Here is a 12,270-nt window from a genome sequence, read left to right as displayed (position 1 = left end):
GCTACAACCGGATAGCCCTTGTATCCGGTCCTTGCGGCAAGAAGACAAGAAAGAGATGCAAGATGGGGCAAAGCGGCGGGGCCGGGCGGCTGGTTGCGGTGGTCGTGACCTACAACAGGCTGGCGCAGCTGAAGGTCACCGTCGAGCGGCTGCTGGCTTCACCTCCCGAAGAGCTGTCGGCGTTGGTGGTGGTCGACAACGCCAGCACCGATGGCACGAGCGATTGGCTGGCGACCTGTTCCGATCCCCGGATGGACGTGATCCGCTCCCGGGTGAATTCCGGCGGCGCGGGCGGGTTCGAGGCTGGAATGCGACGCGTGCTGACGGCGCATGATCCCGATTGGCTGGTGCTGATGGACGACGACGGCCGGCCCGAGCCGGGGGGCCTGAGTGCGTTTCATGCCCTTGCGCCCGTGGGTTACGACGGGCTGGCGGCCGCCGTGTATTTCCCGGATGGCCGGATCTGCGAGATGAACCGCCCGTCGCGCAACCCGTTCTGGCATGGCCGGGCCCTTGCGAAAACGATCGTGAAGGGCGGCGGACGTGATGGCTTCCACCTCAAGCCCGAGGCCTACGCGGGGCAGGACATCCGGCCCATCGACGTGACATCGTTCGTCGGCTTCTTCGTGTCGCGCAAGGCGGTGGAGCGTGCGGGCTATCCCGATCCGGGCCTCTTCATCTATGGCGATGACGGAATTTACACGCTGGGCCTGTCGGCCAGTGGCGACCGGCTGGGTTTTGCGCCCCAGGTGCGGTTCGAACACGACTGCTCGACCTTCGCGTCTGAGCAGCGGGGGCGGTTCCACCCGATGTGGAAGGTCTATTACTACCACCGCAACCTGCTGATGCTCTACCGCATGGCGGCGGGGCTGTGGTTCTGGCCGGCGCTGGCGGTGATCCTGCCGAAATGGGCCTGGAAGGCGCGGGCGCACGAGGGCGAGCGCCGGGTCTACCTGCGCATCCTGGGCCACGCCATCCGCGATGGCCTGCGCGGCGAGACCGAGGTGCCGCACGACCGCGTGGTCGGCTGGGCCGAGGGGCGCTGAGCCTCAGTTGTTGATGATGTCGCGGTTGTAGCGATAGAGCAGCAGAACCCCGAAAAAGAGCGAGACGAGGCCGCAGGACAGCACGTACATGGTCGAGATGTATTGCGGGCTGTAGGTTGAATAGAATCCGTCGCGCATGATCCCGACGATGTGCAGCAACGGGTTGAAGTAGAGGATGTCCTGCACCACCGACGGCATGTCCTCGTAGAGGTAGAACAGGCCCGACGCGAAGAAGAGCGGCCGGGTGATGATCGACCAGACGTTCTCCCACACCGGAAAAAGGCCCATCAGCGCGCAGTTCAGCACCCCCACACCGAGGCCGAGGAACAGCGCCAGGCACATGGCCTGCACGATTTCGCCGATGTCGAGCACGCTGCGGCTGTCGGTAAAGGTCAGCACCGACGCGACCACGATGACGAAGACCACGATCCCGGTGGCCGCGTTCAGGATGAACCGCGCCAGCACCGCGTCGACCCAGGTCACCGTCGGATAGGCCAGCAGCGGCCGTGAGAACATCAACGACTTGGAGACCGAGGTGTTGACCCCCTGGTAGAGGTCGAACGGCAGGTAGCCGGTGGCGAAGAACAGGATGAAACTGGTGCCGAGCGCCGGGGTCCTGAGCAGCAGCGAAAAGCCCAGCCCAAGGACCACGATCGCCCCCAACGGCTCGATGATCGCCCAGAGGTAGCCGCCGGGTGACTTGCCGTAGCGTGTAGACATCTCGCGCAAGATCAGGGCAAGAATGGTCCGGAACGCCGGGAAACCCCGGTGCACGCCGGCGCCAAGGGTCGGCCGTTGCGGCGAAAGCGGGGGCTGCGCGGTGTCAGGTGTGGACATCTGCTGTACGACTGGCATTGAACAGGGCCGCAGTATGATCAATACGGTGCCCGGGTTCAAACAGGTAATGCTCTGGATAGCGCGTTGACGAAACACGACAAGACCAACGATCCCGACCCCTCTGCCCCGGTGGTCCAACCCAAGCCGGAGGCCGCGCCTGCGCCGCAATCCGCGCCCAGGCCGAATGCCGGGGCCAAGCGCCCGATGGCCCAGCCGGCCCGAATGCGGCGGCGGCACTGGGGTCTCGCGGTCAGCTTCGGGCTCGCCGTGCTGCTGCCGGCGGTCCTGGGCGGGTTCTACCTCTTCGCCATCGCCGAGGATCAATACGTCTCGACCACCGGCTTCACCGTCCGGCAGGACGAGGGCAGCAGCGCGACCGAGATCCTGGGCGGCCTGGCGCAGTTCACCGGGGCCAGCTCCTCGCCCGACGGTGACGTGCTCTACGAATTCATCCGCTCGCAGGAGATCGTCCGCCGGGTGAACCAGGATGTCGACCTGCGCGCCCACTATTCGCAGAACTGGCCCAACGACCCGGCCTTTTCCCTGCCCGGCGACGCGACGATCGAGGACCTGCACCACTTCTGGGACCGGATGGTGCGTGTGTCCTACGACCAGTCGACCGGCCTGACCGAACTGCAGGTCTTTGCCTTCGACCCCGACTCTGCCCAGGCGATTGCCAAGGCGGTGGTGGCGGAAAGCCAGCAGATGGTGAACGCGCTGAACGAGGCCGCGCGCACCGATGCGATCCGCTACGCCGCCGCCGACCTCGACGAGGCCAAGACACGGCTGAAGGAGACGCGCGAGGCGCTGACCCGTTTCCGCACCCGCACCCAGATCGTCGACATCGAGGCCGATATCCAGGGTCGCATGGGGGTGATGAACAACCTCCAGCAACAACTGGCGCAGGAACTGGTGAGCTTTGACGAGCTGACTGAGACGGCACCGGCGGACGATCCGCGCGTCACCCAGGCGCTGCGCCGCATCGAGGTGATCCGCAACCGCATCGCGCAGGAGCGCGACAACTTTGCCAACACCAAGATCACCGGCACCGACGAGGATTACCCGACGTTGATCTCGGAGTACGAGGGCCTGCAGGTCGAACGCGAGTTCGCCGAGCAGAACTACCGCGCGGCGCTCACCGCCTATGAGGCCGCCCGGTCCGAGGAGGCCCGCCAGAGCCGCTACCTTGCCACGTACATCACCCCGACGCTGGCCGAGAAATCGGAATATCCGCAGCGGTTCCTGATCCTTGGCGTCGGCACGCTGTTCCTGATGTTCCTCTGGGGGATCGGCGCGCTGATCTACTATTCGATCCGCGACCGCCGCTGACCGCGCATGATCCGCTTTGAACATGTCAGCAAGGGGTTCTGGGTCGGGGACAGCTACAAGACCGTCATCGACGACCTGGACATGGAGCTGCCGACCGGCAAGTCGCTGGCGCTGCTGGGACGGAATGGCGCGGGCAAGTCGACGCTGATCCAGATGATCGCGGGCAACGTGCCCGTGACCTCGGGGCGCATCGTGGTCGACGGCAGCATGTCCTGGCCCGTTGCCTTCGGCGGGTCGTTCCACGGCCAGCTGACCGGCGTTCAGAACGTCCGGTTCGTGGCGCGGATCTACGGCGTGGACACCGACAGCCTGGTCCGCTTCGTCGAGGACTTTGCCGAGCTGGGCAAGCATTTCCGCATGCCGGTGCGGACCTATTCGGCCGGGATGAAATCGCGCCTAGCTTTCGGCACCTCGATGGGGATCGATTTCGACACCTATCTGGTGGACGAGGTGACGGCGGTGGGTGACGCCGTCTTCAAGCGCAAGAGCCGCGAGGTCTTCAAGTCGCGGATGGAGCGCAGCGGCGCGATCCTCGTCAGCCACTCGATGAACGACGTGCGCGATTTCTGCGACGCGGGCGTCGTGCTCGAAAACGGCAAGCTGACGTATTTCGAGGACCTCGAAGAGGCGATCGACCTGCACCAGGCGTTGATGCGCTGAGACGGCGGGCGCCTTCCGATAAAATTGCGCCGACTTTCACGTGGCCCCGGAAAGACTTGGGCAAGGCTGCCGCGCCATCCTGACCGGTAACCCGTGCCAGAAGGTACGGCGCGCGCGGGGCCTGCCATGCCTGAGCTTGAAACATTGCCCGTCATCGGCGGTGCCTGGGGCGCGCTTGGCGCCGATGTCCGGGCGCTGAGTGTCGTGGACACGGCGCTTGGGCCCGTGGTGGTCGCCGTCAGCGGGACCACGGGCGGTGTGGTGACCTTCGACCTTTCGGGCGCACGGATCGACGCGACTTATCACGGGGCCGGTGTGAAGGTTGCGCTCGGCGGGGTCCGTGTCGGCGCGCTGCCGGTCCTGGACCTCGATGCTGGCAGGGTCGCGGTGACGGGCGTGGACGGGGCTGGTCGGCTGGTCGGGTACGACATCGACGCCGACGGCGGGATCGGCGCCGCCACGACGCTCGGCATCGTGGCCGGCCCGGTCGCCCTGACCCAGCACGGCCAGACTTTATATGGCATGAGCGACGACGCGGTGCTGGCCTGGCTGTCTCCCGGCGGCAGCGGCTATGTCACGCGCGGAGAGCTGGTCGACCGGCCCGACATCTACCTGGCGGACGCGCGGGCGCTTGGGACGCTGACGTCCGAGGGCAAGACCTACCTCATGGCGCTGAGCGGGGAGGGGGGCGTCACCAGCTTTGAGATGGACGGCACCGGGGCGCTGCGGGTCGCGGGAGCCTTCGGTCGATGGGAGGGGCTGGGCCTGCACGCCGTCGCCATCGACATGGAGGTCGTGCAGGTCGCGGGCCAGTCCTACGCGGTTGTCGCCAGCGGGGCGAGTGACGGCGGCGCGGGCGGGGCGCTCAGCGTCATCGGCCTGGGGCCGGGCGGTCAGCCGGTCTATGCCGATCACGTGCTCGACGGCGGGGCGACCCGGTTCGGCGACGCCGTCTCGATGACCACGGCCGCAGCGGGCGACTGGACCTTCGTCGCCGCCGCCGGCGGGGAAGGTGGTGTGTCGCTCTTCACCATGCTGCCCAACGGGCGGCTCGTGCACCTCGATACGGTCGGAGGCGAGGCGGCGCCGGGCCTCTCGGGGATTACCAACATTGCGGCTGCGGTGGTTGACGATGCGCTGCACGTGCTTGTCGCGCGCCAGACGCAGGGGATCGCGCACCTGTCCCATGACCTTGCCGACCTCGGCGTGGTGCTGCATGCCGCGTCGGGGCGGCTGGACGGCACGGCGGGGCGTGACATGCTGGCCGGCGGGTCCGGCGCCAATGACCTGCGGGGCGGGGCCGGGGCCGACATCCTCTTTGATGGCGGCGGGGCGGACACGGTGTTCGGTGGGGCCGGGGCGGACCTCTTCCTGTTCGGACGCGACGACGCGACGGACGTGATCCGCGATTTCGAACCGGGCGTGGACCGGGTCGACCTGTCGCTGGTGCCGATGCTCTACTCTGCCGCCCGCCTGAGCGTGACCCCGATGAGCTGGGGCGCGCGGATCGAATTGCCGGGGGGCGAGGTCCTGGACCTCTACAGCGCCTCGGGCAAGAAACTGAGTGTCGCGCAGGTGCAGGCGAGCCTGGTCTGGGACACAGATCGCCCGCCCTTTGCCGAGACGAACGATGATCCCATCCCCGAAGACCCGGACGACGGTCCCGGCCCCGGTGGCGATCCCGATCCGGGCGAGGGCCCGGACCCGGGAGGAGATCCCGACCCGGGTGGCATTCCGGGCGGTGGCGGCAGCCCGGGCGGTGGCGGAAACCCGGGCGGCGGAGGGGACCCCGACCCGCCGCCCCCGACGCGCATCCCGCTGGACCCGGTCCGCGTCCTGATCGGTGGTTCGGGCGCCGACAGGCTGATCGGCGGCGACAATGACGACCTTCTCGACGGCAAGAGCGGGCGCGACGTGCTCGAGGGCAATGCGGGCAACGACACGCTCTACGGTCGCGGCGGATGGGATCGCCTGGACGGTGGCGATCACGACGACATCCTGCACGGCAACCAGGGCCAGGACACGCTCTTTGGCGGGGCGGGGAACGACACGATCAATGGCGGAATGCACGACGACACGATCCACGGCAACGATGGTGACGACCTGGTGGACGGCGGGGCGGGGCGCGACCTCGTCTACCTCGGGCTGGGCGATGACATCTTCATCGACACCGACCAGGCCGGCGTGGCGGGCCGCGACACGGTGTTCGGCGGCGGCGGTCGCGACGTCATCCGGGGCAGCGCCGGGGACGACCTGTTCCACGGCAATAGCGGCGACGACACCATCCATGGCGGGGCCGGGGCCGACACGGTCTATGGCGGCGTGCATGCCGACTTGATCCATGGCGAGGATGGCGCGGACCTCGTGTTCGGCGGGCCGGGGCCGGATTCCGCATGGCTGGGCCGGGGCGACGACGTGTTCCGCGACAACGGGCAGGACAACGACCTCGGCCGCGACACGGTCCATGGCGGCAATGGCCGCGACACGATCTTTGGCGGCGGCGGGCGCGATGTCTTTGACGGCGGTGCCGGCGATGACGTCATCCATGGCGGATTGAACCACGACCTCGTGATGGGCGGCGCCCATGCGGACAGGCTCTATGGCCAGGCGGGCAACGATACCATCATCGGCGGCCCCGGTCGCGACCAGGCCTGGCTTGGCGGCGGAGACGACACCTTCCTCGACGAGGCGCAGGGCGGGTTCCTCGGCGGCGACCTGGTCTTTGGCCGCGCGGGGAACGACACGATCTGGGCCGGGGGCGGCAATGATACGCTGCAGGGCGATGCGGGGGCGGACACCTTCGTCTTTTTCGGCAGCGCGATCGGTGCGGACCGGGTAACGGACTATCGCAACGGCATCGACCGGCTGCAGCTTGACGATGCGCTCTGGTCCGGAACACGGGACGCGCAGGGCGTGGTGGATGCCTTTGCCCGCGTGCAGGGCGGCGGCACGCTGTTCGATTTCGGCGCGGCGGGCACGATCCGCCTCGACGGGGTGACCTCGCTCGCGGGGCTGGCCGACGACATCAGCATCTTCTGAAATTCGAGTTAATGGCTGGCGCGGCATGGTCAGGGCAGGGAAACGCATCGCGCGGCAGAACCTTCGCGCCACACCAACGCGAGGTGCCCCGCATGACCGACCATTCCGCCAGGCTGAACCTGCCCTTCATCGCGCCCGCGCAGGCGCAGAAACACGTGACCCACAACGAGGCGCTGGTGCAACTCGACGCGCTGGTGCAGCTCGTCCTCGAAGGCGTGGACGCCAACGATCCCCCCGTCATCCCCGCCGCCGGGGAAATCCATGCCACCGGGCCCGCCCCCACCGGCGCCTGGTCCGGGCAGGCCGGGACCCTCGCGCAATGGGACGGCAGCGCATGGCGCTTTCTCCTCCCGCAGGAGGGGTGGCTGGCCTGGGATCGTGCCGCGGGCGTGATCCGGGCCTTCACCGGCGGTGGATGGGGCGAGGTGAGCGATTTCGGCGCGCCAACGCTTCTGGGCATCAACACCTCTGCCGACACCTCGAACCGGCTGGCCGTCGCGGCCGATGCAACCCTGCTGAACCACGATGGTGACGATCACCGGCTCAAGATCAACAAGGCCTCGGCTGGCGACACGGCGGCGGTGCTGTTCCAGTCGGGCTTTTCCGGCCACGCGGAATTCGGACTGACCGGCGACAGCGACTTCCACCTCAAGGTGTCACCTGACGGCAGCGCCTGGACCGAGGCTCTGGTGTTTGACGCGGCCACGGGCCATGCCACCGGCGCGGCGGTGCAGGCCAATGCGACCGACGGCACCACCGGCCGGCTGCTGCGCGCAGGCGCCTTCGGCCTCGGCACCGAGGGCTGGACCGAAACCGGCGGCACATGGGCCCTGGCGGACCTGGAACGCACGCAGTTCTCGACCCATGCGGCGGCCAGCGCGCCCAGCGACGCGCCCGCCGGCACCGACGGCGCCGCGCTGACCATCGCGGGGTGGGAGGCCGGGCGGTCGAACTTCCAGCTCTGGGCAGACATGGAGGCGGCGGACACCGCCGTCTATGTCCGCATCCGCAACGACAATGCCGCCTTCAATCCCTGGTCGCGGCTGGTGCACTTGGGCAACCTGCTGGGCACGGTCTCGGAAAGCGCGGGCCTGCCGACCGGCGCGGTGATCGAGCGCGGCAGCAACGCGAACGGCGAGTACTTGCGCCTGGCCGACGGCACCCAGATCTGCACCACGGACACCCTGGATGTCAGCGCCTGCGACACGGCCGATGGCGCGCTCTACGTCAGCGCGACCGCCACGTGGACGCTGCCCGCCAGCTTCGCCGCCGCACCTGTCTGCCGGTTCGAGGTCGACGACCTGTCGTACTGGGCCAGCGCCGCGGCGCCCGGCACCACCAGCTGCGATTTCCGGGCCGTCGGAGCGGTCTCCACCGCCGCGTCCCTCGCCCTGCGCGGCGTGGCGATCGGGCGCTGGTTCTAGGGGGGCTTTGCGCCCTGTCATGCATGCCATGAGGCGTGCCACAAAATCACGCGCCTCGTGGTCGTATCGACTGCGGGGCCTTGTTGCCTTAACCTTCTGTTGACCAAAGTTTCCTAGCTGTTGCGGCGAGAATTTGCCGGTCGCGCCGGGGAGGGGCGTTTCCTTTTCCGAGGAAGCGGCTTGCCTCGCATGGCCTACAATGAAAGAAGGCGACGGGTCGTGGGCCGTACTTCCGACGAAGAGGTGTCGCCCGTTGTGAACAGGAGATACGTCTTGAAGAAAAACGCGATTGTCTTTACCGCCAACACGATGCACGTGGCGCAGGCCAATCTGATGATCGAGTCCCTGTTCGATCAGTATGGCGGTAATTTTCGCGGTGATCTTTGGGTGATTTCTACGCACCTGAGCAAGCGCTGCCAGGCATTTCTCGACAGTCGTGGGATCAAATACCTGATCAACCCGCTCGTCGAGGTGCAGGATTGGCCATATCGCGAAGAGATTGCAGCATCTCAGCCGGAGTATCAGAACGGCAAGCTGACCTTGGATGATGCATTTCTTCTGTATCGCAACAAGCGCATGAGCAAATTGATCGTTTGCGATTGGGTTCGCAAGTTCGGCGATCAATATGAGTCAATGGCGCTTTGCGACAATGATCTCTATTTCCAGCGTGACGTGAATGAGCTGTTCGAGAAGACGTATGCAGATCCCGGCGTGCTCTGGTACTGGCACGAAGAGAATAAGATGCTGCCGGGGACTAATCTCTGGAAGAAGAATTTCAATTATTCGCGCCATCACGATGCCTCGGAAATCGATTTCGGCGAACATGAAATCAACATTGGCTTCGTGATCGCAAAGCCGCGCCTCATGGCTTCGGTGTTTTCCGAGGTGCGTGCGCTGTTCGACAGCGTTGCGCTGCCGTTGTTTGCCGAACATCTTTGGCATGACCAGGATCTCGTCCGTTTGATCCGGGGGAAATTCCCCGAAAAGTTTCGCCTCTTCGACGAAGGGGACGTCTTGCATCTTTGCAATGGCGGCAAGGAGCTGATCGAAGAGCGCGTGCCGCAGCAGTTCTTTCACAAGAAAACGAACGAGAAGCCCTGCGTCGTGCACTTTGCCGGCGGCGTGTGGAAGGGGTTCCCGTCGGTGGCCGCCTCTTTCAACGTGCATGATGGATCGTACTTCTTTGTCGAGGAGTTGCGGCCCGAATACGATGGCGTTCGCGAGTTGACCGACTACGATCCGTTCGACGTGGAGTCGGTGTTCTACAGCGAGCACAACGTTGCCACTCGCAACAAGGCGCGTGCAGCTTGGATCGATCGGCGCAAGGACAGTGATCGCAAGAGCATGATGTTCCTCTCGTGGCTCGAAACCGGGAGCCACGTGCCGCAGAAGACGATGCTGGGGGACTTCCTGGACAAGACAGCGTTCGACATGGTCGTCATCGACGGCAATGTGAGGGCGCGGGACCATGACGACCTGTTGACCGAGGATCTGCCGGACCTGTTGGCCAACGTGACCCATACGGTGCGGAACGTCGAATTCGCACGTCAGTTCGGCTATGTGCGGGAAGACGTGCCCGAACCGGCGATCGCGGCTGCGATGGCTGCCTTGATCGAAGAGTATGCCTGCACGGAGCGTGCGGCGCGGGCCGTTTCGAACGCTGCCTATCTCTACTTGAGGCGGGCACTGGCCTTCTATGCTCCGGACATTGTCGTGAGCTGGGGCACTTACCTGCTCTGTCCGCGAATCCTGCGGCATCTGTGCGCCGAGTTCGGCATCCCGACGGTGACGATGGAGCTTGGCGTCCTGCCCAAGACATTGGCCTTCGATTGCGAAGGGCACATGGGCGAAAGCTGGGTCTGCGAACACTCTCAAACATTCAACGGCCAACCGCTCGACGACACGGACACGGCCCGGGCTGCCCGGTACCTCGCGGATGTTGTCGCGACGCGGCCGTCGCGCAACCTGAAGCTGGCGGTGTCTGAGCAGACGCAGCGCCGCATGACGCGCCTGGCCAATTCCGGCAAGAAGACGATCCTGCTGATGGGGAGCAATGCGGCGTTCTCCGGATACGTTCCCTACGACGAGACCGGCAAGCGCTTCCACTCACCCCTTTATGACAGCAACGACGCCGCGCTGCGTCACCTGAGCGAGGTCTTCGGCGCAGCGGACGACGTTCAGATCGTTTACAAGCCGCATCCCATCACGATGACCAGAGGCATGGATGTTCGGGAAGACTATCCGAACGTCACCATCCTGCGGGATGCGAACCTTGATGATTGTATCGAATTTGCCGATGTCGCGCTGACCCTCGTGTCCCAAGGTTGTTACGAAAGCCTGCTGCGCGAGACACCTGTGGTGATGCTGGGCCGGAACCAGATCAATGGCTCGGGCGCAGTCGACGTGCTGGATGCACAGTCGAACCTGGAAGCGACGGTTCGCCAGGCACTATCGGACGGCTACACGGCCGAGAAAAAGGCAAAGTTTGAGGCGCATGTCGCGCGTCTGCTCAAGTACTACCTCTACAGCACCCATGGAGAGACAGGAGCGCGTGAGCAGTCCCGGCTGAAGCGTGATCTGCTCGACCTTCTTGAGGGTGGTGGCGCGGACCACATGGGGAGCGAAAGGGAAGCCCTGCTCCGAAATGTCCGGGATCGCGCCCAGACCGCCGATCCCGTCCTTTCGGTGGTCATGCCGGTCTACAACGGAGCCGAGTACCTGGCCGATTGCATCGGTTCGATCCTCACCCAGACCTTCGATCGGATTGAGTTGATCGTTGTCAACAACGGCTCCACCGACACGTCTCAGACGATCATCGACTACTTCGCGGCACGTGATCCGCGGGTGGTGCCCGTCTTTCAGGAGGAACCGAACCAGCGTTCGGCCCGGAACCTGGGGGTGTCGATGGCGCGCGGAAAGTACCTGCATCTGAGCGACGGCGACGATCTCTTGGTGCCGGACGCCTATCGGCAACTGGTCGAAACGATGGAGGAGAAAAGCCCGGACGTTCTCTATTTCTTCTTCCACGAAATGTACAACACGCCCAAGGTCGGAGAGCCTCGGTATCGCAGTTATCGAAACTACCTGCCTCAAGACGACTTTTACTGGATGGACGAGGCGCACAAGCCGTTCTTTGCGCAGTATCCTTTCCCGTGGGCCAAGATCTTTCGCAAGGATTACTTTGAAGAGAAGGGTCTGCAATTCGACCTGGATTGCGCGAATTTCGACGACAATCCCCAGAACCTTCGCACTCTGCTTTCCTCGGACAACATCGCCGTTCTGAACCGCGCGTTCTACAAGTTCCGCATAAACGAGAAATCGATGACCCAATCGATCAATCCGCGGGTGTACGGCATGCTCGACGCGGTTCGGATCATGAATGAACTCTACGCGAAGTGGGGCGTCTACGATCGCAACCAGCCCTTCTACGTGCCTTACAAGGTGCACCTCTTGCACTTCGCGTTCAGCCGGTTGCCGGAAGACATGCGTCAGGCGTTCTTTGCCGAGATCCCGGCAATGTTCATCCGGGGCGACGAAGACTTCTTCCGCCGCGATGAGCTCTTCTCGATGTTCCCGTATCTTGACCTGTCCAAGGTCGAATTCATCGAGGCAGCGCTATCCGGTGACCTTGCCGGGTACGAGCAGATGATCGCATCGCGCAAAGAGCTGTCCAGCCAAGTTCGAACGGGCGCACGGCTTCCACGGGAACCCTTCGCGGCGCGCACGTCTGAGCCTGGATGTCACTCCGCTGGAGTCCAAGACCATCATGAGCGTCGCCTCGGTGCTAAAGCGGTACCCCAGCCTCTACAATGCCAGTCAGAAAGCCTATCGACGGATGCGCTACCGGTTCGAGGACTGACAGCGCGACTTGGCGGGCGGCAGGCGGCCGGAGCACTTGTCGCCTGAAGCCGTGTGTGAAAGAACGGCGCGACTAA

7 protein-coding genes are annotated in these 12,270 nt (G+C 65.0%); 6 read left to right on the top strand and 1 reads right to left on the bottom strand.

Translation table 11 applies throughout. The annotated features are described in order from the left end of the window. Positions 1–62 precede the first annotated feature (62 nt). Positions 63–1,046 (top strand): glycosyltransferase, encoded by a 984-nt coding sequence (locus ACE2AC_RS11250; RefSeq protein WP_375687117.1) that lies wholly within the window; start codon positions 63–65, stop codon positions 1,044–1,046. Positions 1,047–1,049: 3 nt separating this feature from the next. On the opposite strand, the gene ACE2AC_RS11245 is transcribed toward ACE2AC_RS11250, so the two are convergent. Next, complete coding sequence (locus ACE2AC_RS11245; RefSeq protein ID WP_375687116.1) at positions 1,050–1,766, bottom strand: ABC transporter permease; 717 nt, start codon at positions 1,764–1,766, stop codon at positions 1,050–1,052. Positions 1,767–1,967: 201 nt separating this feature from the next. Between ACE2AC_RS11245 and ACE2AC_RS11240 the strand changes: the two genes are divergently transcribed. From ACE2AC_RS11240 to ACE2AC_RS11220, 5 genes are all read left to right on the top strand, one after another. After that, on the top strand, positions 1,968–3,212 hold the full coding sequence (locus tag ACE2AC_RS11240) for a sugar transporter (RefSeq protein ID WP_375687114.1): 1,245 nt from the start codon (positions 1,968–1,970) through the stop codon (positions 3,210–3,212). A 6-nt stretch (positions 3,213–3,218) separates the two neighbouring features. Then, entirely contained in the window at positions 3,219–3,872 is a 654-nt protein-coding gene (locus ACE2AC_RS11235; RefSeq protein WP_375687112.1) for an ABC transporter ATP-binding protein, read from the top strand. 126 nt (positions 3,873–3,998) lie between these two features. After that, entirely contained in the window at positions 3,999–6,911 is a 2,913-nt protein-coding gene (locus ACE2AC_RS11230; RefSeq protein WP_375687111.1) for a hypothetical protein, read from the top strand. A gap of 92 nt (positions 6,912–7,003) precedes the next feature. Further along, positions 7,004–8,335, top strand: coding sequence for a DUF2793 domain-containing protein (locus ACE2AC_RS11225; protein WP_375687109.1), 1,332 nt, complete (start codon positions 7,004–7,006; stop codon positions 8,333–8,335). Positions 8,336–8,608: 273 nt separating this feature from the next. Next, positions 8,609–12,241 (top strand): glycosyltransferase, encoded by a 3,633-nt coding sequence (locus ACE2AC_RS11220; protein WP_375687107.1) that lies wholly within the window; start codon positions 8,609–8,611, stop codon positions 12,239–12,241. The last annotated feature ends 29 nt before the right edge of the window (positions 12,242–12,270 follow it).

The organism is Pseudooceanicola sp. LIPI14-2-Ac024 (assembly GCF_042188925.1).
Classification (GTDB): Bacteria; Pseudomonadota; Alphaproteobacteria; order Rhodobacterales; family Rhodobacteraceae; genus Pseudooceanicola.
This window is presented reverse-complemented; position numbering and strand designations above follow the sequence as displayed.

What these genes read in the sequence shown, in the direction of transcription:
- ACE2AC_RS11250 (WP_375687117.1), top strand. Translation starts at nt 63, where the DNA reads ATGGGGCAAAGCGGCGGGGCCGGGCGGCTGGTTGCGGTGGTCGTGACC.
- ACE2AC_RS11245 (WP_375687116.1), bottom strand. Translation starts at nt 1,766, where the DNA reads ATGTCTACACGCTACGGCAAGTCACCCGGCGGCTACCTCTGGGCGATC.
- ACE2AC_RS11235 (WP_375687112.1), top strand. Translation starts at nt 3,219, where the DNA reads ATGATCCGCTTTGAACATGTCAGCAAGGGGTTCTGGGTCGGGGACAGC.
- ACE2AC_RS11230 (WP_375687111.1), top strand. Translation starts at nt 3,999, where the DNA reads ATGCCTGAGCTTGAAACATTGCCCGTCATCGGCGGTGCCTGGGGCGCG.
- ACE2AC_RS11225 (WP_375687109.1), top strand. Translation starts at nt 7,004, where the DNA reads ATGACCGACCATTCCGCCAGGCTGAACCTGCCCTTCATCGCGCCCGCG.